26 protein-coding genes are annotated in these 25,357 nt (G+C 63.8%); 18 read left to right on the top strand and 8 right to left on the bottom strand.

Annotated features, from left to right (window positions below):
• Nucleotides 1-5: 5 nt before the first annotated feature.
• Both AC1ZV1_RS05595 and AC1ZV1_RS05600 read right to left on the bottom strand, forming a co-directional pair.
• Nucleotides 6-530 (bottom strand): KdsC family phosphatase, encoded by a 525-nt coding sequence (locus tag AC1ZV1_RS05595; protein ID WP_484295865.1) that lies wholly within the window; start codon nucleotides 528-530, stop codon nucleotides 6-8.
• Nucleotides 531-1,505, bottom strand: a complete 975-nt coding sequence (locus tag AC1ZV1_RS05600) for a KpsF/GutQ family sugar-phosphate isomerase (RefSeq protein ID WP_484295866.1) — start codon at nucleotides 1,503-1,505, stop codon at nucleotides 531-533.
• A 238-nt stretch (nucleotides 1,506-1,743) separates the two neighbouring features.
• Between AC1ZV1_RS05600 and AC1ZV1_RS05605 the strand changes: the two genes are divergently transcribed.
• From AC1ZV1_RS05605 to hisC, 10 genes are all read left to right on the top strand, one after another.
• Nucleotides 1,744-2,553: an ATP-binding cassette domain-containing protein gene (locus AC1ZV1_RS05605; protein WP_192431569.1), complete on the top strand. Its 810-nt coding sequence runs from the start codon at nucleotides 1,744-1,746 to the stop codon at nucleotides 2,551-2,553.
• Nucleotides 2,553-3,350, top strand: coding sequence for a lipid asymmetry maintenance ABC transporter permease subunit MlaE (gene mlaE, locus AC1ZV1_RS05610; protein ID WP_484295867.1), 798 nt, complete (start codon nucleotides 2,553-2,555; stop codon nucleotides 3,348-3,350). The genes AC1ZV1_RS05605 and mlaE overlap by 1 nt, the downstream gene beginning before the upstream one ends.
• Nucleotides 3,350-3,823, top strand: coding sequence for an outer membrane lipid asymmetry maintenance protein MlaD (mlaD, locus tag AC1ZV1_RS05615; RefSeq protein ID WP_484295868.1), 474 nt, complete (start codon nucleotides 3,350-3,352; stop codon nucleotides 3,821-3,823). The genes mlaE and mlaD overlap by 1 nt, the downstream gene beginning before the upstream one ends.
• An 11-nt stretch (nucleotides 3,824-3,834) precedes the next feature.
• Nucleotides 3,835-4,482, top strand: a complete 648-nt coding sequence (locus tag AC1ZV1_RS05620) for a Tgt2/MlaC family protein (RefSeq protein ID WP_484295869.1) — start codon at nucleotides 3,835-3,837, stop codon at nucleotides 4,480-4,482.
• Complete coding sequence (locus tag AC1ZV1_RS05625; RefSeq protein WP_484295870.1) at nucleotides 4,479-4,787, top strand: STAS domain-containing protein; 309 nt, start codon at nucleotides 4,479-4,481, stop codon at nucleotides 4,785-4,787. The genes AC1ZV1_RS05620 and AC1ZV1_RS05625 overlap by 4 nt, the downstream gene beginning before the upstream one ends.
• A gap of 110 nt (nucleotides 4,788-4,897) precedes the next feature.
• Nucleotides 4,898-5,137 carry a BolA family protein gene (locus AC1ZV1_RS05630; protein ID WP_017518139.1) on the top strand — a complete coding sequence of 80 codons (240 nt, stop codon included), beginning with the start codon at nucleotides 4,898-4,900 and terminating at the stop codon, nucleotides 5,135-5,137.
• A gap of 19 nt (nucleotides 5,138-5,156) precedes the next feature.
• Complete coding sequence (murA, locus tag AC1ZV1_RS05635) at nucleotides 5,157-6,425, top strand: UDP-N-acetylglucosamine 1-carboxyvinyltransferase (RefSeq protein WP_484295871.1); 1,269 nt, start codon at nucleotides 5,157-5,159, stop codon at nucleotides 6,423-6,425.
• A 14-nt stretch (nucleotides 6,426-6,439) separates the two neighbouring features.
• Entirely contained in the window at nucleotides 6,440-7,075 is a 636-nt protein-coding gene (gene hisG / locus AC1ZV1_RS05640) for an ATP phosphoribosyltransferase (RefSeq protein WP_017518137.1), read from the top strand.
• Nucleotides 7,076-7,396: 321 nt separating this feature from the next.
• Nucleotides 7,397-8,719 carry a histidinol dehydrogenase gene (gene hisD / locus AC1ZV1_RS05645; RefSeq protein WP_484295872.1) on the top strand — a complete coding sequence of 441 codons (1,323 nt, stop codon included), beginning with the start codon at nucleotides 7,397-7,399 and terminating at the stop codon, nucleotides 8,717-8,719.
• Between the two features lie 3 nt (nucleotides 8,720-8,722).
• Entirely contained in the window at nucleotides 8,723-9,778 is a 1,056-nt protein-coding gene (hisC, locus tag AC1ZV1_RS05650) for a histidinol-phosphate transaminase (protein WP_484295873.1), read from the top strand.
• Between the two features lie 59 nt (nucleotides 9,779-9,837).
• Here the strand turns inward: hisC and algW are convergent, their stop codons facing one another.
• Nucleotides 9,838-10,986: a Do family serine endopeptidase AlgW gene (gene algW, locus AC1ZV1_RS05655; protein WP_081517465.1), complete on the bottom strand. Its 1,149-nt coding sequence runs from the start codon at nucleotides 10,984-10,986 to the stop codon at nucleotides 9,838-9,840.
• A 113-nt stretch (nucleotides 10,987-11,099) separates the two neighbouring features.
• On the opposite strand from algW, the gene AC1ZV1_RS05660 reads away from it, so the two are divergent.
• Nucleotides 11,100-11,858 (top strand): Nif3-like dinuclear metal center hexameric protein, encoded by a 759-nt coding sequence (locus tag AC1ZV1_RS05660; protein WP_484295874.1) that lies wholly within the window; start codon nucleotides 11,100-11,102, stop codon nucleotides 11,856-11,858.
• 59 nt (nucleotides 11,859-11,917) lie between these two features.
• Here AC1ZV1_RS05660 and mltB read toward each other — a convergent pair whose 3' ends face one another.
• Entirely contained in the window at nucleotides 11,918-13,015 is a 1,098-nt protein-coding gene (gene mltB, locus AC1ZV1_RS05665) for a lytic murein transglycosylase B (RefSeq protein WP_484295875.1), read from the bottom strand.
• A 335-nt stretch (nucleotides 13,016-13,350) separates the two neighbouring features.
• Here mltB and cysD point away from each other — a divergent pair, with 335 nt between their 5' ends.
• A complete protein-coding gene (gene cysD, locus AC1ZV1_RS05670; protein WP_484295876.1) occupies nucleotides 13,351-14,268 on the top strand; it encodes a sulfate adenylyltransferase subunit CysD in 918 nt (305 codons plus the stop codon).
• Between the two features lie 12 nt (nucleotides 14,269-14,280).
• The gene (gene cysN / locus AC1ZV1_RS05675) at nucleotides 14,281-16,182 is read left to right on the top strand and encodes a sulfate adenylyltransferase subunit CysN (protein WP_484295877.1); all 1,902 of its coding nucleotides are present in this window, start codon (nucleotides 14,281-14,283) and stop codon (nucleotides 16,180-16,182) included.
• Between the two features lie 173 nt (nucleotides 16,183-16,355).
• On the opposite strand, the gene AC1ZV1_RS05680 is transcribed toward cysN, so the two are convergent.
• Nucleotides 16,356-16,796 carry a Z-ring associated ZapG family protein gene (locus AC1ZV1_RS05680; protein WP_484295878.1) on the bottom strand — a complete coding sequence of 147 codons (441 nt, stop codon included), beginning with the start codon at nucleotides 16,794-16,796 and terminating at the stop codon, nucleotides 16,356-16,358.
• A gap of 139 nt (nucleotides 16,797-16,935) precedes the next feature.
• On the opposite strand from AC1ZV1_RS05680, the gene AC1ZV1_RS05685 reads away from it, so the two are divergent.
• The 3 genes from AC1ZV1_RS05685 (at nucleotide 16,936) to zapE (ending at nucleotide 20,152) form a co-directional block, all read left to right on the top strand.
• Nucleotides 16,936-17,562 (top strand): alpha/beta hydrolase, encoded by a 627-nt coding sequence (locus AC1ZV1_RS05685; protein ID WP_484295879.1) that lies wholly within the window; start codon nucleotides 16,936-16,938, stop codon nucleotides 17,560-17,562.
• 60 nt (nucleotides 17,563-17,622) lie between these two features.
• Nucleotides 17,623-18,963: a tryptophan--tRNA ligase gene (locus AC1ZV1_RS05690; protein WP_484295880.1), complete on the top strand. Its 1,341-nt coding sequence runs from the start codon at nucleotides 17,623-17,625 to the stop codon at nucleotides 18,961-18,963.
• A 94-nt stretch (nucleotides 18,964-19,057) separates the two neighbouring features.
• Nucleotides 19,058-20,152, top strand: a complete 1,095-nt coding sequence (zapE, locus tag AC1ZV1_RS05695) for a cell division protein ZapE (protein WP_484295881.1) — start codon at nucleotides 19,058-19,060, stop codon at nucleotides 20,150-20,152.
• Nucleotides 20,153-20,225: 73 nt separating this feature from the next.
• On the opposite strand, the gene AC1ZV1_RS05700 is transcribed toward zapE, so the two are convergent.
• Both AC1ZV1_RS05700 and AC1ZV1_RS05705 read right to left on the bottom strand, forming a co-directional pair.
• Entirely contained in the window at nucleotides 20,226-21,191 is a 966-nt protein-coding gene (locus tag AC1ZV1_RS05700; protein WP_484295882.1) for a hypothetical protein, read from the bottom strand.
• A gap of 91 nt (nucleotides 21,192-21,282) precedes the next feature.
• Nucleotides 21,283-22,182, bottom strand: coding sequence for a GlxA family transcriptional regulator (locus tag AC1ZV1_RS05705; protein ID WP_484297512.1), 900 nt, complete (start codon nucleotides 22,180-22,182; stop codon nucleotides 21,283-21,285).
• A 253-nt stretch (nucleotides 22,183-22,435) separates the two neighbouring features.
• On the opposite strand from AC1ZV1_RS05705, the gene AC1ZV1_RS05710 reads away from it, so the two are divergent.
• A complete protein-coding gene (locus tag AC1ZV1_RS05710) occupies nucleotides 22,436-23,581 on the top strand; it encodes an acyl-CoA dehydrogenase family protein (RefSeq protein ID WP_484295883.1) in 1,146 nt (381 codons plus the stop codon).
• A 56-nt stretch (nucleotides 23,582-23,637) separates the two neighbouring features.
• Here the strand turns inward: AC1ZV1_RS05710 and AC1ZV1_RS05715 are convergent, their stop codons facing one another.
• Nucleotides 23,638-24,675, bottom strand: coding sequence for an NADP(H)-dependent aldo-keto reductase (locus AC1ZV1_RS05715; RefSeq protein ID WP_484295884.1), 1,038 nt, complete (start codon nucleotides 24,673-24,675; stop codon nucleotides 23,638-23,640).
• 245 nt (nucleotides 24,676-24,920) lie between these two features.
• On the opposite strand from AC1ZV1_RS05715, the gene rplM reads away from it, so the two are divergent.
• Nucleotides 24,921-25,349, top strand: a complete 429-nt coding sequence (rplM, locus tag AC1ZV1_RS05720; RefSeq protein ID WP_015475857.1) for a 50S ribosomal protein L13 — start codon at nucleotides 24,921-24,923, stop codon at nucleotides 25,347-25,349.
• Nucleotides 25,350-25,357: the final 8 nt, after the last annotated feature.

Genomic DNA, 25,357 nt, shown 5'->3' on the forward strand with positions numbered 1-25,357 from the left:
CGGCTCTAGAGGTACGCGTTCTGGGCGGCTTCAAGGTTGCCCTGGGCCTGCAGGATCAGTTCGCAGAACTCGCGGGCAGCGCCCTCGCCGCCGCGGGCCTGGGTCACGCCATCTGCGTGCTGACGCACGAAGGCGTCGCCGCTGGCGACCGCCATGCCGAGGCCGACGCGGCGGATGGCCGGCAGATCGGGCAGGTCGTCGCCCAGGTAGGCGACCTCTTCATAGCCTAGTCCCAGTTCGGCTAGCAACTCGTCGAGAGCGACCAGCTTGTCCTCCCGCCCCTGGAACAGGTGGTTGATGCCCAGGTTCTTCGCGCGGCGCTCGACGACCGGACTCGAGCGGCCGGTGATGATCGCGGTGCGGACGCCGGAGGCCATGAGCATCTTGATACCTTGGCCGTCCAGGGTATTGAAGGTCTTGAACTCGCCGCCGTCGGGCAGGAAGTAGAGCTTGCCGTCGGTGAGCACGCCGTCGACGTCGAACACCGCCAGGCGAACCGGTTTCGCGCGCTGCAGCAGGTCAACGGTCATTCAGATGACTCCCGCGCGAGTCAGGTCGTGGACGTGCAGGACGCCGACCGGATGATCCTTGTCGTCGACCACGACCAGTACGTTGATCTTGTGGTCGTCCATGATTTTCAGGGCTTCGGCGGCGAGCATGTCCGGGCGCGCGGTCTTGCCGTGCACGGTCATCACCTGGTCGATGGTCACCTGGCGCACGTCCAGCCCCTTGTCCAGGGTGCGGCGCAGGTCGCCGTCGGTGAAGATCCCGGCCAGGCGGCCGTCTTCGCCGAGCACGATGGTCATGCCGAGGCCCTTGCGGGTCATCTCCAGCAGCGCGCCGCTGAGCGATGTGCCGGGGGAAACCTGCGGCAATGCTTCACCCACGTGCATGATGTTTTCCACTTTCAGCAACAATCGACGGCCCAGTGCCCCGCCCGGATGCGAGAAAGCGAAATCTTCGGCGGTGAAGCCGCGGGCTTCCAGCAGGGCGATGGCAAGCGCGTCGCCAATCACCAGGGAAACCGTGGTGGAGGAGGTTGGCGCCAGGTTCAGCGAGCAGGCTTCATGCTCCACGCTGGCATCCAGGTTGATCTCGGCGGCCTTGGCCAGCGGTGACTCGGCGTTGCCGGTCATGCTGATCAGGGTGATGCCCAGGCGCTTGATCAGCGGCAGCAGGGTAATGATTTCCGCGGTGGAGCCGGAGTTGGACAGGGCTAGGACGACGTCGTCCTTGGTGATCATGCCCATGTCGCCATGGCTGGCTTCGGCCGGGTGCACGAAGAACGCCGGTGTGCCGGTGCTGGCCAGGGTGGCTGCGATCTTGCGAGCAATGTGCCCCGACTTGCCCATGCCGACCACGACCACGCGGCCCTTGCAGCCCAGCAACAGCTCGCAGGCCAGGGAAAAATCGGCGCCAATGCGCGGCAGCAGGGCATCCACCGAGTCGCGCTCGAGGCGGATGGTGCGTTGTGCCGACTGGATGAAATCGTGATTCTGGCTCATGTTCGAAAGGCGCGGGGCAAAATGAAGTGCGAGATTATAACGGGAAAGCGGCAAAGGCTTCATCACCGGCATCTCAATGTTGAGCGCATTTTGCTGAACTGCTCCTTAACGGCGGCTTAGCAGCCCTTGGGGCGTGGCTTCGCGGGGTGTTATAGTTCGCGGCCGTTCGGGCTGCCGCGCCGTGTTTCTGCCGTGTGACAGACGGGGCAACGGACAGCGCCGTGATGAAAGGAGTTCTATGAGCACCAATGACCAATACGCGGTCGAGCTGAAGGGCCTGAGCTTCAAGCGTGGCACGCGTAAGATTTTCGATAACGTGGACATCCGCATTCCACGCGGCAAGGTCACCGGGATCATGGGGCCGTCGGGCTGTGGCAAGACCACCTTGCTGCGACTGATCGCCGCCCAGTTGCGTCCGGCGAGTGGTGAGGTATGGGTCAATGGCCAGAACCTCCCCACGCTGGGCCGCAGCGACCTGTTCGACATGCGCAAGCAGTTCGGCGTGCTGTTCCAGAGCGGTGCACTGTTCACCGACCTGGATGTGTTCGAGAACGTGGCCTTCCCGTTGCGGGTGCACACCGAACTGCCCGAGGACATGATCCGCGATATCGTCCTGATGAAGCTGCAGGCCGTCGGCCTGCGCGGTGCCGTGGACCTGATGCCGGACGAGCTGTCCGGGGGCATGAAGCGCCGCGTGGCGCTGGCCCGTGCCATTGCGCTGGACCCGCAGATCCTGATGTACGACGAGCCCTTCGTGGGCCAGGATCCGATCGCCATGGGGGTGCTGGTGCGTCTGATTCGCCTGCTCAACGATGCGCTGGGTATCACCAGTATCGTGGTGTCCCATGATCTGGCGGAGACCGCGAGCATCGCCGACTACATCTATATCGTCGGTGACGGCCGCGTGCTTGGTCACGGAACGCCGGCAGACCTGCAGGGGCTCGATGATCCGCGGGTGCGCCAGTTCATGAAGGGCATCCCGGATGGTCCGGTGCCGTTCCATTATCCTGCTCGCGATTACCGCGCCGACCTGCTGGGAGAACGTTGATGCGCAAGACTTCACCGCTCGAGCGCGTTCGCCTGCTCGGGCGCGCGGGCCTCGATGTCCTTGAGTCGCTGGGCCGTTCGAGCCTCTTCCTGGTCCACGCCATCTTTGGTCGCCGCGTGCACAGCGGCGCTTTCCAGTTGCTGATCAAGCAGTTGTACTCGGTTGGCGTGCTGTCGCTGGCGATCATCGTTGTTTCCGGCCTGTTCATCGGCATGGTGCTGGCCCTGCAGGGCTACAACATCCTGGCGAGCTACGGCTCCGAGCAGGCGGTCGGCCAGATGGTCGCCCTCACGCTGCTGCGTGAACTGGGGCCGGTGGTGACAGGCCTGTTGTTCGCTGGGCGTGCCGGTTCGGCGCTGACCGCCGAGATCGGCAACATGAAATCCACCGAACAGCTCTCCAGCCTGGAAATGATCGGCGTCGACCCGCTCAAGTACATCATTGCCCCGCGCCTGTGGGCCGGCTTCATTTCGATGCCGCTGCTGGCAGCTATCTTCAGTGTTGTCGGTATCTGGGGCGGAGCCCTGGTCGCCGTCGACTGGCTGGGTGTGTATGACGGTTCGTACTGGTCGAACATGCAGAACAGCGTGCAGTTCACCAAGGACATTCTCAATGGCGTGATCAAGAGTGTGGTGTTCGCCTTCGTCGTGACCTGGATCGCCGTGTTCCAGGGCTATGACTGCGAACCCACCTCCGAAGGGATCAGCCGCGCCACCACCCGTACCGTTGTGTATGCCTCCCTGGCAGTGCTGGGGCTGGACTTCATCCTGACCGCCTTGATGTTTGGAGACTTCTGATGCAAACCCGCACCCTGGAAATCGGTGTAGGCCTGTTCATTCTGGCCGGCCTGCTGGCCCTGCTGCTGCTGGCCCTGCGTGTCAGCGGACTGACCATCGGCAATTCGGGCGATACCTACAAGCTGTACGCCTACTTCGACAACATCGCCGGCGTCACCGTGCGCGGCAAGGTCACCATGGCTGGCGTTACCATCGGCAAGGTCACTGCGGTGGACCTGGACCATGACAGCTATCGTGGTCGTGTGACCATGGAAATCAATCGCAAGGTCGATAACCTGCCGGACGATTCGACCGCCTCCATCCTCACCGCTGGCCTGCTGGGCGAGAAGTACATCGGCATCAGCGTCGGTGGCGATGAGGAGCTGCTGAAAGAGGGCGATACCATCAAGGACACCCAGTCGGCACTCGTGCTGGAAGACCTGATCGGCAAGTTCCTGCTGAATTCGGTCAACAAAGACGACTCGAAGAAATGAGGACTCATTCCATGTTGAAAACCTTGCGCCGTGGCTTCCTGGTTCTGCTCGCGATCCTTCCGCTGTTCGCCCACGCCGAGCAGACCGCCCAGCAGGTCGTGCAGCAGACCGTCGACAGCCTGCTGTCCGACCTGAAAACCAACAAGGCCAGCTACAAGGCCAATCCCCAGGCGTTCTACGACACCCTGAACCGTATTCTCGGACCGGTCGTGGATTCCGAGGGCATCGCCAAGGGCGTGATGACGGTCAAGTACTCCCGCCAGGCGACGCCGGAGCAGGTCAAGCGCTTCGAGGAAACCTTCAAGAACAGCCTGTTCCAGTTCTACGGCAACGCGCTGCTGGAATACGACAACCAGGACATCCGCGTGCTGAATACCGGCAAGCAGGACCAGGATCGCGCTTCGGTGAACATGGAAGTGGTGGGTGGCAACGGTGCCGTCTATCCGGTGCAGTACACCATGGTCAACCAGGGCGGCCAGTGGCGCCTGCGTAACGTGATCATCAACGGTATCAACATCGGCAAGCTGTTCCGCGACCAGTTCGCCGACTCCATGCAGAAGAATCGCAATGACCTGGAGAAGACCATTGCCGGTTGGGGGCAGGTAGTCGCCAAGGCCAAGGATGCTGCCAAGGGCCAGCCGCAGGGCGGCGAAGAATGAGTCAGGGCAGTATCACGGAACGTAGCGAGGGCGAGCTGGCCCTCGCCGGCGTGCTGGACTACAGCACCGGCCCCGCGCTGCGTCAGCAGGGCTCCCGCCTGATCGCCGCCAGCAAGGCCAGCGCGTTGCGCCTGGACTGCTCGTCGGTCGAGCGCTCCAGCAGCGTCGGATTGTCGCTCCTGCTGTCGTACACCCGTGATGCGCGCAAGGCTGGCAAGAGCCTGCATATCTCTGGCCTGCCCAAGGACATGCAGGAAATCGCCAAGGTTGGCGAGCTCCTGGAGATTCTGCCGTTACAGCATTGAAACACTGAGAGGGCCCTCCGTCCGCGACTTCCCCTGCCGGGGTTCGCAGGCGGGGGGCTTTTTTGTATCATGGCCGACCCGCGCGCGTAGGGCGCCGAACGAGGTTGAGCATGCAGGCCGTAGAAGTCAAAAACTTCCTGGAATCGAAACTCCCAGGTACCCAGATCGAAGTGGAAGGCGAAGGCTGCAATTTCCAGCTGAACCTGATCAGCGACGAGCTCGCAGGCCTGAGCCCGGTCAAGCGCCAGCAACAGATCTACGCCCACCTGAACGAATGGATCGCCTCCGGTGCCATCCATGCCGTCACCATGAAATTCTTCAGCCGCGCCGCCTGGGCCGAGCGTTCCTGAGCCCACGGGGAAATAAGCAATGGACAAACTGATCATTACCGGCGGCACTCGTCTCGATGGCGAGATCCGCATCTCCGGCGCGAAGAACTCTGCGCTGCCGATTCTCGCCGCGACCCTGCTGGCGGATACCCCGGTGACTGTCTGCAACCTGCCGCACCTGCACGATATCACCACCATGATCGAGCTGTTCGGCCGCATGGGCGTGCAGCCGATCATCGACGAGAAGCTCAACGTCGAAGTCGACGCCAGCACCATCAAGACCCTGGTGGCGCCGTACGAGCTGGTCAAGACCATGCGCGCGTCGATCTTGGTGCTCGGCCCGATGGTCGCCCGCTTCGGTGAAGCCGAAGTCGCGCTGCCCGGCGGTTGCGCCATCGGCTCGCGTCCGGTGGACCTGCACATCCGTGGCCTCGAAGCCATGGGCGCGCAGATCAGCGTCGAAGGCGGCTACATCAAGGCCAAGGCTCCGGCCGGCGGCCTGAAGGGCGCGCACTTCTTCTTCGATACCGTGTCCGTGACCGGTACCGAGAACATCATGATGGCTGCTGCGCTGGCCAATGGCCGCTCCGTGCTGGAAAACGCCGCGCGCGAACCCGAGGTCGTCGACCTGGCCAACTTCATCAACGCCATGGGCGGTGATGTGCAGGGCGCCGGCACCGACACCATCGTGATCAACGGCGTAAAGAGTCTGGGTGGCGGGGCCAAGTACAGCGTCATGCCCGACCGCATCGAGACCGGCACCTACCTGGCCGCTGCGGCAGCCACTGGTGGCCGCGTCAAGCTCAAGGACACCGATCCGACTATCCTCGAAGCGGTGCTGGCCAAGCTGGTCGAAGCGGGTGCGCACATCACCACTGGCAGCAACTGGATCGAACTGGACATGAAGGGCAACCGGCCGAAGGCGGTGAACATCCGCACCGCGCCGTACCCGGCATTCCCCACCGACATGCAGGCGCAGTTCATCTCCCTGAACGCCATCGCCGAAGGTACCGGCGCGGTCATCGAGACCGTGTTCGAGAACCGCTTCATGCACGTCTACGAAATGAACCGCATGGGCGCGCAGATCCTGGTCGAAGGCAACACCGCGATCGTCACTGGCGTTCCGCAGCTCAAGGGCGCACCGGTCATGGCGACCGACCTGCGCGCTTCCGCCAGCCTGGTGATTGCTGCCCTGGTGGCCGAAGGCGACACCATGATCGATCGCATCTACCACATCGACCGTGGTTACGAGTGCATCGAAGAGAAACTGCAACTGCTCGGGGCGAAGATTCGCCGCGTGCCGGGCTAGGGCTGAGCCAGACAATGCTGACGATTGCCCTGTCCAAGGGCCGTATCCTCGACGACACCCTGCCGCTGCTTGCCGCGGCGGGCATCGTGCCGACCGAGAATCCGGACAAGAGCCGCAAGCTGATCATCCCCACCACCCTTGATGACGTGCGCCTGCTGATCGTGCGCGCTACCGACGTGCCAACCTACGTCGAGCACGGCGCCGCCGACCTCGGCGTGGCGGGCAAGGACGTGCTCATGGAGTACGGTGGCCAGGGCCTCTACGAGCCGCTGGACCTGAAGATCGCCAACTGCAAGCTGATGACCGCTGGTGCGGTCGGCGCGCCGGAACCCAAAGGTCGCCTGCGCGTGGCCACCAAGTTCGTCAATGTCGCCAAGCGCTACTATGCCGAACAGGGCCGCCAGGTCGACGTGATCAAGCTGTACGGCTCCATGGAGCTGGCACCGCTTGTCGGTCTCGCCGACAAGATCATCGACGTGGTCGATACCGGCAACACCCTGCGTGCGAACGGCCTGGAACCTCAGGAACTGATCGCGCACATCAGCTCGCGCCTGGTCGTGAACAAGGCCTCCATGAAGATGCAGCATGCGCGCATCCAGGCCCTCATCGACACCCTGCGCGAAGCGGTGGAGTCTCGACACCGGGCGTAATTCCCTGCGCGGCCTTCCCGCCGCGCCCGCCTATCCGTGTCATAGCCAAATTTTCTCGGGTGCCCGCACGGTAGGCTTGATAGTCTTGCGGCGCCCGAGAACCTGCCCCTGATCTGCTGCACTCGATCAGGCGGCGTTGAAAACGCTTTCGGAAGCCGCTGGCGGCTAACGCACTTCAGTGCGGCCCGAAGGGGTGAGCGAAGCGAGTCATGCTCATTCACAGCACGTGAACTCCGCTTCCTCATCTGTTTTCGCCGTGCCTGATCATCGCTCGCGACGACCAGGGGCAGGTCCTAATCATGCCAATTAAAGAGGCCAGCTATGACCGCACCCTTCGCACTCCGTCGACTCAATGCCGCCGATCCGGACTTCGCGCGTCATCTGGACCATCTGCTCTCCTGGGAAAGCGTGTCCGACGAGTCGGTGAACCAGCGTGTTCTGGACATCATCGCCGACGTGCGCAGCCGCGGTGATGCTGCCGTGGTGGAATTCACCCAGCGCTTCGACGGCGTCGACGCCAAGACCATGGCCGACCTGATCCTGCCGCGCGAGCGCCTGGAACTGGCCCTGACGCGCATCACCCCGGCCCAGCGAGAAGCGCTGGAAACGGCCGCCGAGCGTGTGCGCAACTACCACGAGAAGCAGAAGCAGGACTCCTGGCGCTACACCGAAGCCGACGGCACCGTGCTCGGCCAGCAGGTCACCCCGCTGGATCGCGCCGGCCTGTACGTGCCCGGCGGCAAGGCGTCCTACCCGTCTTCGGTACTGATGAACGCCATTCCGGCCAAGGTTGCCGGTGTCGCCGAAGTGGTGATGGTGGTGCCGACCCCGCGTGGCGAGATCAACGAGATCGTCCTGGCCGCTGCCTGCATTGCCGGCGTGGACCGCGTCTTCACCATCGGTGGCGCCCAGGCCGTGGCTGCGCTGGCCTATGGCACCGAGAGCGTGCCGCAGGTGGACAAGATCGTCGGCCCGGGCAACATCTACGTCGCCACCGCCAAACGCCACGTGTTCGGCCAGGTCGGTATCGACATGATTGCCGGCCCCTCCGAGATCCTCGTGGTCTGCGATGGCGGCACCGACCCGGATTGGATCGCCATGGACCTGTTCTCCCAGGCCGAGCACGACGAGGACGCCCAGTCGATCCTGGTCAGTCCGGACGCGGCCTTCCTCGACAAGGTTGCCGCGAGCATCGAGAAGCTGCTGCCGAGCATGGAGCGTGCCGAGATCATCCGCACCTCGCTGACCAACCGTGGCGCGCTGATCCTCGTCGCCGACCAGGAGCAGGCTTGCCAGGTTGCCAACCGCATCGCCCCGGAGCACCTGGAGCTGTCGGTGGAAGACCCGGAAAGCTGGCTGCCGAAGATCCGCCATGCCGGTGCCATCTTCATGGGCCGCTACACCGCCGAGGCGCTGGGCGACTACTGTGCCGGCCCGAACCACGTGCTGCCGACCTCCGGCACTGCGCGCTTCTCCTCGCCGCTGGGCGTGTATGACTTCCAGAAGCGTTCGTCGATCATCTTCTGCTCCGCACCGGGGGCTTCCGAGCTGGGCAAGACTGCATCGATCCTGGCCCGCGGCGAGTCGTTGACCGCTCACGCGCGCAGCGCCGAATTCCGCATCCTTGACGGCAAGAGTGAGTAACCCATGAGCAAGTTCTGGAGTCCCTTCGTCAAGGAACTGGTGCCCTACGTTCCGGGCGAACAGCCGAAGCTGGCCAAGCTGGTCAAGCTGAACACCAACGAGAACCCCTACGGCCCGTCGCCTAAGGTGGTCGCCGCGATTCAGGCCGAGCTGAACGACACGCTGCGCCTGTATCCGGATCCGAACGCCGATCGCCTGAAGCAGACCATCGCCAAGTACCACGGCGTGAAGACCTCCCAGGTCTTCGTCGGCAACGGCTCGGACGAAGTCCTGGCCCACGCCTTCCACGCGCTGTTCCAGCACGGCAAGCCGCTGCTGTTCCCCGACGTGACCTACAGCTTCTATCCGGTCTACTGCGGTCTCTACGGCATCGACTTCGACGCGCTGCCGCTGGACGAGCAGTTCCAGATCCGCGTCGAGGATTATGCGCGGCCGAACGGCGGCATCATCTTCCCCAACCCCAACGCCCCTACTGGCTGCCTGCTGCCGCTCGAGGCCATCGAGCGCCTGCTGCAAGCGAGCCCGGACAGCGTGGTACTGGTGGACGAGGCCTATGTCGATTTCGGCGGCGAGACCGCAATTGCCCTGGTCAACCGCTATCCGAACCTGCTGGTGGCGCAGACCCTGTCCAAGTCGCGTTCGCTGGCGGGCCTGCGGGTCGGCTTCGCGGTCGGTCACGAGGACCTGATCGAAGCGCTGGAGCGGGTGAAGAACAGCTTCAACTCCTACCCGCTGGACCGCCTGGCCCTGGCCGGCGCGGTGGCGTCCTTCGAGGACCAGGCCTACTTCGAGCAGACCTGTGACGCGGTGATCCGCAGCCGCGAGAAACTGGTGGCCGAGCTCAAGACCCTGGGCTTCGACGTACTGCCATCGGCGGCGAACTTCATCTTCGCCCGCCACCCGCAGCGCGACGGCGCCGAACTGGCCGCGGCCCTGCGCGAGGAGGGCGTGATCGTGCGTCACTTCAAGCAGCAGCGGATCAACCAGTTCCTGCGTATCAGCATTGGCACCGAGGAGCAGAACCAGGCTCTGATCGATGCCCTGCGGCTGAAGCTGTAAGGCTGTTTGTCTGTGCAAATGAAAAACGGCGCCCGAGGGCGCCGTTTTTCATTGCGGGATCAATTGCCGTTGGGGGCGGGCGGCGGACGCAGGCCGACCTCGGCATTGAGCGTCACCGGCTTGCCATTGCGCAGCACTTCGATGGTGATCTTCTCGCCCGGCTTGGTGCGCGCCACCTGGTTCATCGAGCGGCGACCGTCGCTGGCGGCCTCGCCATCGATGTTCAGGATGATGTCGCCCGGCAGCAGGCCGGACTTGGCGGCGGGGCCGTCGCGGTAGACACCGGCGACGACGATGCCGGCCTTGTCCTTGAGGTCGAAGGACTCGGCCAGTTCCGGGGTCAGCGGCTGGACTTCGACGCCGAGCCAGCCACGGATCACCTGACCGTGCTCGATGATCGACTGCATGACCTCCAGGGCCAGCTTGGTCGGGATGGCGAAGCCGATGCCCTGGGAGCCGCCGGACTTGGAGAAGATCGCGGTGTTGATGCCGATCAGGTTGCCATTAGCGTCTACCAGCGCACCACCGGAGTTGCCCGGATTGATCGCGGCGTCGGTCTGGATGAAGTCTTCGTAGGTGTTCAGGCCCAACTGGTTGCGGCCGGTGGCGCTGATGATACCCATGGTGACGGTCTGGCCGACGCCGAAGGGGTTGCCGATGGCCAGGCAGACGTCGCCGGTGCGGATGCCGTCGGAACGGCCGAGCATGATCGAGGGCAGGTCCTTGAGGTCGATCTTCAGTACCGCAAGGTCGGTTTCGGGATCGCTGCCCACCAGGCGGGCGATGGTCTCGCGGCCATCGCGCAGGGCCACGACGATCTGGTCGGCGCCAGAGGTCACGTGGTTGTTGGTCAGCAGGTAGCCTTCGGGGCTCATGATCACCGCCGAACCCAGGCTCGATTCCATGCGCTTCTGCTGCGGCAGGTTATCGCCGAAGAAACGCCGGAACAGCGGATCGTCGAGCATCGAGTTATTCGGCTTGCTCACCATCTTGGTGGTGTACAGGTTGGCGACCGCGGGCGAGGAGCGGGTCACGGCGTCGGCGTAGCTCACCGGACCTTGCTGGAGACGGCTGAGCAGCGGAGCCTGTTGCAGGTGCACTTCCTGCTGCGGAAGGCCGACCCATTGCGGGTTATGCTGGATGATCAGTAGCGCCAGGAGGACGCCAACCAGCACGGGCCAGCCGAGGAAACGCAGGGCCTTCAGCATCGAAGAAAATCCTTGGGGTTGCTTGGCCGGGGGATGGCCGATAGGGTGGCGGCCATTATACGGGCGGCGAGACAAGAAAATAGACGCGCGCAGCCGATGTTGGAGGAATTTCGATGGCAATCGCACTGAGCACGCTGGTCGAGGAAGCGGACCGTTTCCTGGAGGCGGCGAAGATCCAGGATTACTGCCCCAACGGCCTGCAGGTCGAAGGGCGCCCGCAGGTGCGTCGCATCGTTTCCGGCGTGACCGCCAGCCAGGCGTTGCTGGATGCCGCCGTGGAAGCGGACGCCGATGTGGTGCTGGTCCACCATGGCTATTTCTGGAAGGGCGAGGACGCTCGCGTGGTGGGCATGAAGCAGCGTCGCCTGAAGACCCTGCTGACCCATGACATCAGCCTGCTGGCTTATCACCTGCCGCTGGACCTGCACGGCGAGGTTGGCAACAACGTGCAATTGGGTCGTCAGCTCGGCTTCGAAATCGAAGGGCCGCTGGAGCCGGGAAACCCGCGCTCCATTGTGCTGGTCGGCTCGCTGGCCGAGCCCCTGCTGCCGAGTGATCTGGCGCTGCATGTGCGCGATGTGCTGGGCCGCGAACCGTTGCTGGTCGACGGCGGACAGCCGATCCGTCGCATCGCGTGGTGCACCGGCGGCGCCCAGGGTTATATCGACCAGGCGATTGCTGCGGGTGTCGATGCCTACCTGACCGGCGAGGTCTCCGAGCAGACCGTGCACAGCGCGCGGGAGAACGGCATCAGCTTCATCGCCGCCGGCCACCATGCTACCGAGCGCTACGGCGTGCAGGCGCTGGGCGATTATCTGGCCAAGCGCTTCGCCATCGAGCACCTGTTCATCGATTGCCCGAACCCGGCCTGAGCGTTCGTCGAGGCCAACAGAAAGGCCGGCTCAATGAGCCGGCCTTTTTCGTTTCTGCCTCAGCGGTAGCCGTGGCGTTGGCGGTCGACCGCCTTGCCCAGCTCCCACACGGTCATGGCGTAGTGGGTGCTGTGGTTGTAGCGGGTAATCACATAGAAGTTCGGCAGGCCGTACCAGTACTGGTAGGTATTACCCATGTCCAGGCGCAGCAGGCTGGCGCTCTGGTGGTTACCCAGCGAGCCCTGGGGACGCAGCCCGGCGGCGGACAGCGCGCTGATCGGGTACTGGGTCTTGAAGCCGTCTTCCAGCGAGCGGGCCTGGCCGGAGGCCGGGATCGCCACCGGATCGCCGGTGACCCAGCCGTGCTGCTTGAAGTAGTTGGCCACGCTGCCGATGGCGTCGCGCGGGTTCCACAGGTCGATGTGGCCGTCGCCGTCGAAGTCCACGGCGTACCGGGTGAAGGAGGAGGGCATGAACTGCCCATAGCCCATTGCGCCGGCATAGGAGCCACGCATCTCCAGCGGGTTGTCGCCTTCCTTGCGGGCCTGCAGGAGGAATTGTTCCAGCTCGCCGCTGAAGAAGTCGGCGCGGCGCGGGTAGGAGAACGAGAGGGTGGCCAGCGCGTCGATGATCCGCGTCTTGCCCATCACACGACCCCAGCGGGTTTCGACGCCGATGATGCCGACGATGATTTCCGAGGGGACGCCATAGGTGCGCGAGGCGCGTTGCAGGTCGGTTTCGTACTCGTCCCAGAACTGCACGCCTTTCTGCACGTTGTCCGGGGTGATGAATTTCTTCCGGTAGCGCAGCCAAGCGCCGTTCGGGCCGCTGGGCGGGGTGTAGCTCGGCGCCTGGCGGTCCATCAGGCGGATCACCCAGTCCAGCTCGCGGGTCTGGGCGAACAGATCCTGCAGGTCCTGGCGGTTGAAGTTGTGCTGGCTCACCATGCGGTCGATGAAACGCTGGGCGCTGGCGTTGCCGGCAAAGTCGCCGCGCAGCGGCGTGATCGGTTGCACCGAGCCGAACGCCGGGTGGGCATCGGGCGTGATCAGGGTGGGTGCCTTCGGCTTCTGGGTCGGCTGTGGAGCGGGAGTTGGTTTGCTGCTGCACGCGGAGAGGAGGACAAGCAGAGGCAGGGCAAAAGCGATGCGGCGCATGGGAAATCTTCTGGGGCAGGAAATCATCCCGCTATGCTAGCGCAGTGCCGCGTGGGCACAAGCTGGGAACGTGCCGTGATGGGGTTTGCCTGTGTTGCAGGAAAAGTCCCGGAGGTGCTTCCGGGGCGCGCTGCGAACCTTTGCCCTGTCGGGTTCGAACAGCCTGTCGACGCCGTTCAGGGACCAGGCGGAGCCTGTTTTTGTACTGAGCGCGTATGGCTATATCGGTATATTTTTTCGGTATAACCCGCCCGCCGGTTAGAGCCTTGCGCTGTGATAGAGTGCGCGCTCGTCTACGGCCCGCCGGCCGTCCATAAGCAATTCCGTGAGTAGCCATGGTCGACAAACTGACGCATCTGAAACAGCTGGAGGCCGAGAGCATCCACATCATCCGCGAGGTCGCCGCCGAGTTCGACAACCCGGTGATGCTGTACTCGATCGGCAAGGACAGCGCGGTGATGCTTCACCTCGCGCGCAAGGCCTTCTTCCCTGGCAAGCTGCCTTTCCCGGTGATGCATGTCGACACCCGCTGGAAATTCCAGGAGATGTACGCGTTCCGCACCAAGATGGTCGAGGAACTGGGCCTGGACCTGATCACCCACATCAACCCCGATGGCGTGGCTCAGGACATCAACCCGTTCACCCACGGCAGCGCCAAGCACACCGACATCATGAAGACCGAAGGTCTCAAGCAGGCCCTCGACAAGCACGGCTTCGATGCTGCCTTCGGTGGTGCCCGCCGCGACGAGGAGAAGTCCCGCGCCAAGGAGCGCGTTTACTCCTTCCGTGACAGCAAGCACCGCTGGGACCCGAAGAACCAGCGTCCGGAGCTGTGGAACGTCTACAACGGCAAGGTGAAGAAGGGCGAGTCGATCCGCGTCTTCCCGCTGTCCAACTGGACCGAGCTGGACATCTGGCAATACATCTACCTGGAGCAGATCCCGATCGTGCCGCTGTACTTCGCCGAAGAGCGCGAAGTCATCGAGATGAACGGCTCGCTGATCATGATCGACGACGAGCGCATCCTCGAGCACCTCACGCCCGAGCAGAAGGCCAGCATCCAGAAGAAGATGGTGCGTTTCCGTACCCTGGGCTGCTACCCGCTGACCGGCGCGGTGGAGTCCACCGCCACCACGCTGCCGGAAATCATCCAGGAAATGCTGCTGACGCGGACTTCCGAACGCCAGGGCCGGGTCATCGACCACGATGCCGCGGGTTCGATGGAAGAAAAGAAACGTCAGGGCTACTTCTAAGGTTCTCGCACCATGTCGCATCAATCCGATCTGATCAGCGAGGACATCCTCGCCTACCTGGCCCAGCACGAGCGCAAGGAACTCCTGCGCTTCCTCACCTGCGGCAACGTCGACGACGGCAAGAGCACCCTGATCGGGCGCCTGCTGCACGACTCCAAGATGATCTACGAGGACCACCTCGAGGCCATCACCCGTGACTCGAAGAAAGTCGGCACCACCGGCGATGACGTCGACCTGGCGCTGCTGGTCGACGGCCTGCAGGCCGAGCGCGAGCAGGGCATCACCATCGACGTGGCGTATCGCTACTTCAGCACCGCCAAGCGCAAGTTCATCATCGCCGACACCCCCGGCCATGAGCAGTACACCCGCAACATGGCCACCGGCGCGTCCACCTGCGACCTGGCCATCATTCTGATCGACGCCCGCTACGGCGTGCAGACCCAGACTCGCCGGCACAGCTTCATCGCCTCGCTGCTGGGCATCAAGCACATCGTGGTCGCCATCAACAAGATGGACCTCAAGGGCTTCGACCAGGGCGTCTTCGAGCAGATCAAGGCCGACTATCTGCAGTTCGCCGACAAGATCAACCTGAAGACCAACTCCCTGCACTTCGTGCCGATGTCGGCACTGAAGGGCGACAACGTGGTCAACAAGTCCGAGCGCTCGCCCTGGTACACTGGCCAGTCGCTGATGGAAATCCTCGAGACCGTGGAAGTCGCCGGCGACCGCAACCTCGACGACATGCGCTTCCCGGTGCAGTACGTCAACCGTCCGAACCTGAACTTCCGTGGCTTCGCCGGCACCCTGGCGAGCGGCATCGTGCGCAAGGGCGACGAAGTCGTGGCGCTGCCGTCCTGCAAGGGCAGCAAGGTCAAGTCCATCGTCACCTTCGAAGGCGAGCTGGAACAGGCCGGCCCGGGGCAGGCCATCACCCTGACCCTGGAAGACGAGATCGACGTCTCCCGCGGCGACATGCTGGTCCATGCCGACAACCGTCCGCAGGTGACCGACGGCTTCGATGCCATGCTGGTGTGGATGGCCGAAGAGCCGATGCTGCCGGGCAAGAAGTACGACATCAAACGCGCCACCAGCTACGTACCGGGCTCGATTCCGAGCATCACCCACAAGGTGGACGTGAACACCCTGGAAGAGACCGCGGCCAGCGAGCTCAAGCTCAACGAGATCGCCCGCGTGAAGGTCAGCCTGGATGCGCCGATCGCGCTGGATGGCTATGGCGAGAACCGCACCACCGGTGCCTTCATCGTCATCGACCGCCTGACCAATGGCACCGTCGGCGCCGGCATGATCATCGCCGCCCCGCAGTCGAGCCATGGCAACGTCGCCCACCATGGTGCGAACGCCCATGTAGCTCGCGAGGAGCGCGCTGCACGCTTCGGCCAGCAGCCTGCGACGGTCCTGTTCAGCGGCCTCTCCGGCGCTGGCAAGAGCACCCTGGCCTACGCCGTGGAGCGCAAGCTGTTCGACATGGGCCGCGCGGTCTACGTGCTGGATGGCCAGAATCTGCGTCACGACCTGAACAAGGGCCTGCCGCAGGATCGCGCCGGTCGCACCGAGAACTGGCGGCGTACTGCCCATGTGGCCCGTCAGTTCAACGAAGCCGGCCTGATCAGCCTGTGCGCCTTCGTCGCTCCGAGCGCCGAAGGTCGCGAGCGCGCCAAGTCGCTGATCGGCGCCGAGCGGCTGGTCACCGTCTACGTCCAGGCTTCCCCGCAGGTCTGCCGTGAGCGTGATCCGCAAGGCCTGTATGCCGCCGGCCAGGACAACATCCCGGGCGAGTCCTTCCCGTTCGACGTGCCGCTGGATGCCGATCTGGTGATCGACACCCAGAGCCAGTCGGTGGAAGACGGCGTCAAGGCGGTCCTCGACCTGCTCCGCCAGCGCGGCGCGATCTGATCGCACGGCGCAGAAGTGAAAAAGCCCCGCATACGCGGGGCTTTTTTTGTTCGTGAAGGGGCGAGCTTGCTCGAAAATCCGGCACCCAGTGGTTCGCGAGCGACTTCGCAGCAGGCCATGGATGTGCACGCATGAAAAAGCCCCGCTTTTGCGGGGCTTTGAGGGGCGGGGCGTTAGTACTTGCTCTTCAGCCCGTATGTCTCGTCCAGGGTGCCTGGGCCATCGTCGCTCTTGGGTGCGTAGTCACGCGGCGCTTCGTTGTTGGCTGGCGGAGTCAGGCGCTCGCGGCGCTCGGGGTACTCGTCGGTGTGCAGGGCGGCCAGCAGGCGCTGCTTGGTCTGTTCGTCCAGGGCCAGGCGTTCGGCGCCTTCGGACAGGTGTTCCTGCACATCCTGATAGCTCTGGGTGAGCTTTTTCATCAGGCTGGCGGAGGTGCTGAAGTGGGTCACCACTTCGCGCTGGTAGCTATCGAAACGATCCTGCATGTCATCCACCTGACGCTGCAGCTTGTTGGGCGCGGCGTTGGGCAGCAGACGGGCGATCAGAAAGCCGATGCCGACCCCGACGATCAGGGCGAGTAGCGGCAGCAACCAGGTGGTGAGGGACTGTTCCACGCGAATCCTTCCTCTATAGACGGCTTTGCTTTACGTTAGCGGCTTGCACCTGTGCTTGTATACCGTGGCGAATGCTTCGCCGCCTGCGCAGGTATTGAGCTAGACGAGACGACCCGCCACGGGGTCACGGAGCTGTTGTTTGACCACCCGCGAAATCCCCCTGTTCCTCGATGGCCCCGACGGCCAGCTGGAAGCCCTGCACCTTGCCACGCCCGACGCCAAGGGCGTCGCGCTGATCTGTCATCCGCATCCGCTGTTCGCCGGCACGATGCAGAACAAGGTGGTCGCTACCCTGCAGCGCGCCGCACGCGATGCAGGATACGCCACCCTGCGTTTCAATTTTCGTGGCGTGGGTCAGAGCGCCGGCAGTTATGCCGAAGGCCGCGGTGAGGTCGACGACGCGCTGGCCGTCGCGCACTGGCTTGCCGAGCAGCACCCGGGCCTGCCGCTGACGCTGATGGGCTTTTCCTTTGGCTCCTGCGTGGCCGGCAATGCCGCCGAGCGCCTGGAAGAGCAGGGCGCCGAGCTCGCGCAACTGTTCATGCTGGCGCCGCCGGTAGAGCGCTTCGACGTCGAGCTGCCCGAGCGCTGTCCGCTGACCGTGATTCAGCCCGAAGCCGACGAAGTGGTCACGCCCGAGCGTGTCTACGCGTGGAGCGCAGAGCTGAGCAAACCCCACGAGCTGATCCGCATCCCCGAGTGCAGCCATTTCTTCCACGGCAAGCTGATCGAGCTCAAGGACCTGATACAGGCCCGGCTCGCCTAGGCCGCCAAGCCGCGTTACCATCCGGCCCGCCATTTCAATTGTGTTGATTCCTGGATTCCCATGACGACCCGTATCCTGACCGGCATCACCACCACCGGTACTCCGCACCTGGGCAACTACGCCGGCGCCATTCGCCCGGCCATCGTCGCCAGCCGCGATCCGCAGGCAGACTCCTTCTACTTCCTGGCCGACTACCACGCGCTGATCAAGTGTGACGACCCGGCGCGCATCCAGCGTTCGCGGCTGGAAATCGCCGCCACCTGGCTGGCCTGCGGCCTGGATGCTGACAAGGCGACCTTCTATCGCCAGTCCGATATTCCCGAAATCCCCGAACTGACCTGGCTGCTCACCTGTGTCAGCGCCAAGGGCCTGCTCAACCGCGCCCACGCCTACAAGGCCTCGGTGGACAAGAACGTCGAGGCCGGCGAAGACCCGGACGCCGGCGTCACCATGGGCCTGTACAGCTACCCGGTGCTGATGGCCGCGGACATCCTGATGTTCAACGCCCACAAGGTGCCGGTCGGCCGCGACCAGATCCAGCACGTGGAGATGGCCCGCGACATCGGCCAGCGCTTCAACCACCTGTTCGGCAATGGCAAGGAACTGTTCACCCTGCCCGAGGTGGTGATCGAGGAAGACGTGGCGACCCTGCCGGGCCTGGACGGTCGCAAGATGTCCAAGAGCTACGACAACACCATCCCGCTGTTCGGCAGCGCCAAGCAGCTCAAGGACGCCGTGGCGCGCATCGTCACCGACTCCCGCGCGCCGGGTGAGCCGAAGGACCCGGACAACTCACACCTGTTCACCCTGTACCAGGCCTTCTCCACCCACGAGCAACAGGCTGCGTTCCGCGCCGAGCTGCTCGATGGCCTGGCCTGGGGCGAAGCCAAGCAGCGCCTGTTCGAACTGCTCGACAACGAGCTGGGCGAGGCCCGCGAGCGCTACCACGCGCTGATCACCCGCCCGGCAGACCTGGAAGACATCCTCCTGGCCGGCGCCGCCAAGGCCCGCCGCATCGCCACGCCGTTCCTCGGCGAACTGCGCGAGTCCGTCGGCCTGCGCTCGTTCCGCGAGCAGGTGCAGGTGGCCAGCGAAGGCAAGAAGAAGGCCGCCAAGGCGGCGCGTTTCGTCAGCTTCCGCGAGGATGACGGCTTCCGCTTCCGCCTGCTGGATGCCGCTGGCGAGCAATTGCTGCTCTCCATTGCCTTTGCCGACGGCAAGGCCGCCGGCCAGGTGACCAAGCGCCTGCAGTCCGAGGAACTGGAGCTGCACGCCGAACTGAACGCCTTCAGCGTGCGCCTGGATGGCGAAGCTGTGGCGTACAGCCCGGAGTTCTCCACCGACGCGGAGCGGGACGCCGCCATGCAGCGTCTGCGCGAGGCTCTCGCTCCCCAGGAGTGAGGCGCAGCAGGCCGGTCCGACTACCGGCCAATTGCCAAGCAACGGGGGCGCCGCTAAAGTGTGCGCCCCCGTTTTCGTTGCCTTGCTACCGATCATGACGCCTCTTCAGCGCTACCAGGAAGACCTCAAACGCCCCGATTTCTTCCACGACGCCGCGCAAGCGAACGCCGTGAAGCACCTGCAACGCCTCTACGACGACCTGGTCGCCGCCGATAAGGGCAAGACCGGCCTGTTCGGCAAGCTGCTGGGCAAGAAGTCCCAGGAGCCGGTGAAGGGCCTGTATTTCTGGGGTGGCGTCGGCCGTGGCAAGACCTATCTGGTGGATACCTTCTTCGAAGCGCTGCCCTTCAAGCAGAAGATGCGCACGCACTTCCATCGCTTCATGAAGCGCGTCCACGAGGAAATGAAAACCCTCAAGGGCGAGAAGAACCCGCTGACCATCATCGGCAAGCGCTTCGCCGACGAGGCGCGGGTGATCTGCTTCGACGAATTCTTCGTCTCCGACATCACCGACGCGATGATCCTCGCGACCTTGCTGGAGGAGCTGTTCAAGAACGGCGTCAGCCTGGTGGCGACCTCCAACATCGTGCCGGACGGCCTGTACAAGGACGGCCTGCAGCGCGCCCGCTTCCTGCCGGCCATCGCCCTGGTCAAGAAGTACACCGAAGTGGTCAACGTCGACAGCGGCGTGGACTATCGTCTGCGCGCGTTGGAGCAGGCCGAGCTGTACCACTGGCCCCTGTCCGAGCAGGCCGACCAGGCCATGGCTCGCGACTTCAAGGCGCTGACCCCGGAATGCGCCGGCGCTACCCGCGACGACGTGCTGATGGTCGAGAACCGCGAAATCCGCGCGCGCCTGACCTGCGACGATGTAGCCTGGTTCGAGTTCCGCGAGCTGTGCGATGGCCCGCGTAGTCAGAACGACTACATCGAGCTGGCGAAGATCTTCCATGCCATCCTGATCTCCAACGTGGAGCAGATGGGGGTGGCCAAGGACGACATGGCCCGACGCTTCATCAACCTGGTGGACGAGTTCTACGACCGCAACGTCAAGCTGATCCTCTCCGCCGAAGTGGAGCTCAAGGACCTGTACACTGGCGGCCGTCTGGAGTTCGAGTTCCAGCGTACCCTGAGTCGCCTGCTGGAAATGCAGTCCCACGAGTACCTGAGCCGCCCGCACCGTCCCTGATGGTCCCGCGAAAGCAAAAAAGGCTGCCCTTGGGCAGCCTTTTTGTTTCCAGCTCGCTCCTGCCGATACAACGTCAGCGCTGTGCCATCTCCTGCTGCGCTTTCTTCAGCAGCTGCTGGGCGTGGGCCACTTCCAGCGCCTCCATGGCGTTGATCGGCTTGATCGCCACGGCCTTCTTCAACTGATCCAGCGCCTTCTGCTCCTCGTCCTCGCCATACACGTAGCCCAGCGCGTTGGCGTATTCGTAGTGACCGATAGGAAGATCGTCTGCGGCTCGGAAGGAGCGGGCGAAGTACTGCTCCATCTTGTCCGTGCTGACACCGTAGGTCATCTTGCCCACCAGCTTGCCAACCTTGCGGATCACACCCGCCTCATAGCCACCGTAGAGCGCCAGGGCAAACGGCTGGTTCGGCTGCTTGGCGAGCAGGGCGTCCAGTTCCTTGGGGATCTCGCTGGTGTAGCCGCGCTTGAGCACGACCGGCACCGGCAGGTCTTCGGCCAGACGGGCCTTGGCGTAGGCGCGGCCGAACTGGGCGATCGGGTCGGCATTCAGCAGCGGGCCGGCCTCGTCGGTGTAACTGATGACTTCCTCCAGCAGGCGCTGCTTCTCGTCCTGGGTGGGCGCGAGGAACATGGCATACAGCACCTGGGCGAACATGCCCGGCACCTGCCCGCCGACGCCCAGCGCGAGGCCGTCTTTCTTGGCCTGAGCGAAGTCACCCCGGAATACCTTGCGCCACACGTCCTGCAGCTTCTCGGCGTAGGCCTGTGCTTCTTCCGGCTTGCCGCTGAAGCCGGTGCCGGCGGTGACGGTCTTCTCCAGGGCATCGGGATGCTTCGTGGCCATGGTCACGACCCAGTCCGCGTCCGGGAAAGGGTAGTTGGCGCCGAAGCCACGGGTCAGTCGCGGCCAGGCCTCGCGCAGCTTGTCGCCGCTGTAGTCGAAGGCGCTCTGGTCGTAGGGGAAGGGTTTCCAGGTGTCGTCCGCCACAGCGTTCAGGCTGAAGACGGCCAGCAGGGCAAGCAGAAAGCGGCGCATGGCGATATCCCGTTGGGTTCTTGTTGTCGGTTGCTGCCCTGATCATAGGGCGGCACCCGAGTCCGCGGACCCATCCTAGGGATGGCCTGTTTCAGGCTTCCTTCTGTTCGTACTGTCGACGGTAATGATTCGGCGACAGCCCGGTGTGCTGCCTGAACAGGCGGGCGAAGAAGCTGGCGTCGTCGTAACCGACCTCGTAGCTGATGGTCTTGATGCTCTTGCGGCTGGTGGACAGCAGATTGCGCGCGGTCTCGATGCGCAGGCGCTGCAGGTAGTGCAGTGGCTTGTCGCCAGTGGCCGCCTGGAAGCGCCGCATGAAGTTGCGGATGCTCATGCCGTGCTCGCGGGCGACGTCCTCGAAGCGGAACTTGTCGCAGAAGTGTTCTTCCAGCCAGTGCTGGATCTGCAGGATCGCTGGGTCGTGGTGCAGCTTCTGTCCGCCGAAACCCAGGCGTCCCGGCGTGTAAGTGCGCTGTACCTCATAGAGGATGTCGCGGGCCACGCCCTGGGCCACGGCGGCACCGCAGAAATGCTCGATCAGGTAGATGTACAGGTCGCGCACCGAGGTGAGACCGCTGGCGCTGTAGATGTTGTCGGCGTCGGCGATGTGCTTGTCCTGGTTGAGCAGCACCTTGGGGTAGCGCTCGGCGAATTCGCGGTAGAAGCGCCAATAGGTGGTCGCTTCCTTGCCGTCCAGCAGGCCGGCTTCGGCCAGCCAGAACACGCCGGAGACTTCACCGCACAGCACGCTGCCGGCGCCGTGCCGTTCGCGCAGCCAGGGCATTACTTGCGGGTAGAGCGAGAGCAGTTCGTCGAAGTCGCCCCAGAAGGCGGGGAGGATGATCAGTTCCGGCTCGTCGAGGGCGCCGTGTACTGGCAAGAGATCGCCGCTGAAACTCATTACCGGCTGGCCGTCGGGGCTGACGATGCGGGTCTCGAAACTGGGCAGCAGGCCGAGGCCCTGTTGGCGGCCGTGACGCAGGGCGGCCATGTGGAAGAAGTCCTTGGCCTGCATCAGGGTGGAGCCGAAGACGCCATGGGTGGCAAGGATGCTGACGCGGCGCAGCACGCGGGAAGCTGGATTGGGCATCGATTCTTGTACTTCTTATGGATGTCTTTGCATGACGCTAAAGCGGTCATGATGCGGCTGGATCGTCTTATTTTTTGGCGAAAGTGTCCAGTGCAGAGCGGTTCGTGCTTGGCCTACAGTCGGCCTTCCAATAATTCCTACAACCGATCCGCAGGTGCACCGCATGATTCCGAGAACCCTGTTCAGTTCCGACCACGAGCTGTTTCGTGACAGCGTCCGCAAGTTCCTCGAACAGGAGGCGGTTCCCTTCCACGCCCAGTGGGAAAAGGACGGTCACATCGACCGCGCGCTGTGGAATAAGGCCGGCGCGGCCGGGATGCTCTGCTCACATCTGCCTGAAGCGTATGGCGGCATGGCGGCGGACTTTCTGTACAGCGCGGTGGTGATCGAGGAGATCGGTCGCCTGGGCCTGACCGGCATCGGTTTCTCCCTGCATTCGGACATCGTCGCGCCCTACATCCTTCACTACGGCAGCGAAGAGCTGAAGCAGCGCTACCTGCCGAAGCTGATTTCCGGCGAGATGGTCTCGGCCATCGCCATGACCGAGCCGGGCGCCGGCTCCGACCTGCAGGGTGTGAAGACCACCGCCATGCTGGATGGCGACGAGTACGTGATCAACGGCTCGAAGACCTTCATCACCAACGGCTGGCTGGCCGACCTGGTGATCGTGGTCGCCAAGACCGACCCCAAGGCCGGCGCCAAGGGCACCAGCCTGTTCCTGGTGGAGGCGGGGACGCCGGGCTTCAGCAAGGGCAAGCGCCTGGAGAAGGTCGGCATGAAGGCCCAGGACACCTCCGAGCTGTTCTTCCAGGACGTGCGCATTCCCAAGGAAAACCTGCTGGGCAAGGACGGACAGGGCTTCATCTACCTGATGCAGGAGCTTCCCCAGGAGCGCCTGACCGTAGCCCTCGGCGCACTGGCGTCGGCCGAGGCCGCGCTGAAATGGACGCTGGACTACACCCGTGACCGCAAGGCCTTCGGAAAATCCGTCGCGGATTTCCAGAACACGCGCTTCAAGCTCGCGGAAATGGCCACCGAAATCCAGGTCGGCCGTGTTTTCGTCGACCGCTGCCTGGAGTTGCACCTGGAGGGCAAGCTGGACGTCCCCACCGCGGCGATGGCCAAGTACTGGACCACCGACCTGCAGTGCAAGGTGCTCGATGAGTGCGTGCAGCTGCACGGTGGCTACGGCTTCATGTGGGAATACCCGGTCGCCCGCGCCTGGGCCGATGCGCGCGTGCAGCGCATCTACGCGGGTACCAACGAGATCATGAAGGAAATCATCGCCCGCGCGCTGTAACCGTCGCGGATGAAAAAAAAGCCCGGTATTGCCGGGCTTTTTCGTTTGCGGGGCGGTCAGGGCGCCGGGTTCGGCTGGTCCTTGTGGATCGCCTCGATGCCGGCCAGCACCTCGTCGGAGAGCTTCAGCTCGAAGCTGCCGAGGTTGGCTTCCAGTTGCTCGAGGTTGGTCGCGCCGATGATGTTGCTGGTCACGAAGGGCCGGCTGGTGACGAAGGCCAGTGCCATCTGTGCCGGGTCCAGGCCGTGCTCGCGGGCAAGGCTCACATAGCGGTCGCAAGCGCTGGCGGTTTGCGGGTTGGTGTAGCGGGTGAAGCGGCTGAACAGGGTGATCCGTGCGTTGGCTGGGCGTGCGCCGCCAAAGTACTTGCCCGATAGCATGCCGAAGGCCAGGGGAGAGTAAGCCAACAGGCCGATCTGCTCGCGGATGGCGATTTCCGCCAGGCCCACCTCGAAGCTGCGGTTGAGCAGGTTGTAGGGGTTCTGGATTGACACCGCACGGGGCCAGCCGCGCTCCTGGGCGATCTGCAGGAAACGCATGGTGCCCCAGGGGGTCTCGTTGGACAGGCCGACATGGCGGATCTTGCCGGCGCGAACCTGCTCGTCGAGCGCCTCCAGAGTGTCTTCCAGTGCGGTGAAACTTTCTTCCTTGTGCTGGTAGCCCAACTGGCCAAAGAAGTTGGTGCTGCGTTCGGGCCAGTGCAACTGGTAGAGGTCGATCCAGTCCGTCTGCAGGCGCTTGAGGCTGCCGTCCAGCGCCGCGACGATGTTCTTGCGGTCGAGCTTGGGCTGGCCATCGCGGATATGGCTGATGGAGTTGCCAGGGCCGGCAATCTTGCTGGCGAGGACCCAATCGACGCGATCGCCGCGGCGGGCGAACCAGTTGCCGATGATCTGTTCGGTGCGGGTATAGGTTTCCGCGCGCGGCGGGACCGGGTACATCTCGGCGGTATCGATGAAATTCAGACCGGCGGCCTTGGCCCGCTCGATCTGGGCGAACGCTTCGTCCTGGGTGTTCTGCTCGCCCCAGGTCATGGTCCCCAGGCAGAGGGCGCTGACTTTCAATTCGGTGCGGCCGAGCGGGCGGTACTCCATGCAGGTCTCCTCATGAAAACAAGTGCGTCATATGGTTGAAAATTCTGCCGGAATCTGCATAATTCCGCAGCCTTTCATCGGTGGGGGATGCCACGCCTGCCGATCGATACATCTAGTCGTTACGGACGCACACCGACCCGAGCCCCAATTCGTGTCTGTCTTCGGCTGTCCTTGACTTGTCAAGGCAACCACTGTCCAGTAAGATTCGCCGTCTTATTTTCAGGCGGCCCCTGAGGCTATAACGAATGAAAACTTATACCGCGAAACCAGAAACTGTTAAGCGCGACTGGTTCGTCGTCGACGCTGCTGGCCTGACCCTGGGTCGTCTGGCTACCGAGATTGCTACCCGCCTGCGCGGCAAGCACAAGCCGGAATACACCCCGCACGTTGACACCGGCGACTACATCGTCGTCATCAACGCCGAGCAGGTTCGTGTCACTGGCGCCAAAGCTACCGACAAGATGTACTACCATCACTCGGGCTTCCCGGGCGGTATCAAGTCGATCAACTTCGAGAAGCTGATCGCCAAGGCTCCTGAGCGCGTTATCGAGACTGCCGTCAAAGGCATGCTGCCGAAGAACCCGCTGGGCCGCGACATGTACCGCAAGCTGAAAGTGTACAAGGGTGCCAACCACCCGCACACCGCTCAGCAGCCTCAAGAACTGAAGATTTAACGGGATAG

This window comes from Pseudomonas sp. BB438 (assembly GCF_057180225.1).

Excerpts from the sequence above, each read along its gene's own strand:
- mltB (WP_484295875.1), bottom strand. The coding sequence starts at position 13,015 with ATGCGCCGCATCGCTTTTGCCCTGCCTCTGCTTGTCCTCCTCTCCGCG.
- AC1ZV1_RS05705 (WP_484297512.1), bottom strand. The coding sequence starts at position 22,182 with ATGGCCGCCCTGCGTCACGGCCGCCAACAGGGCCTCGGCCTGCTGCCC.
- AC1ZV1_RS05605 (WP_192431569.1), top strand. The coding sequence starts at position 1,744 with ATGAGCACCAATGACCAATACGCGGTCGAGCTGAAGGGCCTGAGCTTC.
- murA (WP_484295871.1), top strand. The coding sequence starts at position 5,157 with ATGGACAAACTGATCATTACCGGCGGCACTCGTCTCGATGGCGAGATC.
- cysD (WP_484295876.1), top strand. The coding sequence starts at position 13,351 with ATGGTCGACAAACTGACGCATCTGAAACAGCTGGAGGCCGAGAGCATC.
- AC1ZV1_RS05625 (WP_484295870.1), top strand. The coding sequence starts at position 4,479 with ATGAGTCAGGGCAGTATCACGGAACGTAGCGAGGGCGAGCTGGCCCTC.
- AC1ZV1_RS05690 (WP_484295880.1), top strand. The coding sequence starts at position 17,623 with ATGACGACCCGTATCCTGACCGGCATCACCACCACCGGTACTCCGCAC.
- hisD (WP_484295872.1), top strand. The coding sequence starts at position 7,397 with ATGACCGCACCCTTCGCACTCCGTCGACTCAATGCCGCCGATCCGGAC.
- mlaD (WP_484295868.1), top strand. The coding sequence starts at position 3,350 with ATGCAAACCCGCACCCTGGAAATCGGTGTAGGCCTGTTCATTCTGGCC.
- AC1ZV1_RS05700 (WP_484295882.1), bottom strand. The coding sequence starts at position 21,191 with ATGCGCCGCTTTCTGCTTGCCCTGCTGGCCGTCTTCAGCCTGAACGCT.
- AC1ZV1_RS05620 (WP_484295869.1), top strand. The coding sequence starts at position 3,835 with ATGTTGAAAACCTTGCGCCGTGGCTTCCTGGTTCTGCTCGCGATCCTT.
- hisG (WP_017518137.1), top strand. The coding sequence starts at position 6,440 with ATGCTGACGATTGCCCTGTCCAAGGGCCGTATCCTCGACGACACCCTG.
- rplM (WP_015475857.1), top strand. The coding sequence starts at position 24,921 with ATGAAAACTTATACCGCGAAACCAGAAACTGTTAAGCGCGACTGGTTC.
- cysN (WP_484295877.1), top strand. The coding sequence starts at position 14,281 with ATGTCGCATCAATCCGATCTGATCAGCGAGGACATCCTCGCCTACCTG.
- zapE (WP_484295881.1), top strand. The coding sequence starts at position 19,058 with ATGACGCCTCTTCAGCGCTACCAGGAAGACCTCAAACGCCCCGATTTC.
- algW (WP_081517465.1), bottom strand. The coding sequence starts at position 10,986 with ATGCTGAAGGCCCTGCGTTTCCTCGGCTGGCCCGTGCTGGTTGGCGTC.
- AC1ZV1_RS05715 (WP_484295884.1), bottom strand. The coding sequence starts at position 24,675 with ATGGAGTACCGCCCGCTCGGCCGCACCGAATTGAAAGTCAGCGCCCTC.
- AC1ZV1_RS05630 (WP_017518139.1), top strand. The coding sequence starts at position 4,898 with ATGCAGGCCGTAGAAGTCAAAAACTTCCTGGAATCGAAACTCCCAGGT.
- hisC (WP_484295873.1), top strand. The coding sequence starts at position 8,723 with ATGAGCAAGTTCTGGAGTCCCTTCGTCAAGGAACTGGTGCCCTACGTT.
- AC1ZV1_RS05595 (WP_484295865.1), bottom strand. The coding sequence starts at position 530 with ATGACCGTTGACCTGCTGCAGCGCGCGAAACCGGTTCGCCTGGCGGTG.
- mlaE (WP_484295867.1), top strand. The coding sequence starts at position 2,553 with ATGCGCAAGACTTCACCGCTCGAGCGCGTTCGCCTGCTCGGGCGCGCG.
- AC1ZV1_RS05600 (WP_484295866.1), bottom strand. The coding sequence starts at position 1,505 with ATGAGCCAGAATCACGATTTCATCCAGTCGGCACAACGCACCATCCGC.
- AC1ZV1_RS05660 (WP_484295874.1), top strand. The coding sequence starts at position 11,100 with ATGGCAATCGCACTGAGCACGCTGGTCGAGGAAGCGGACCGTTTCCTG.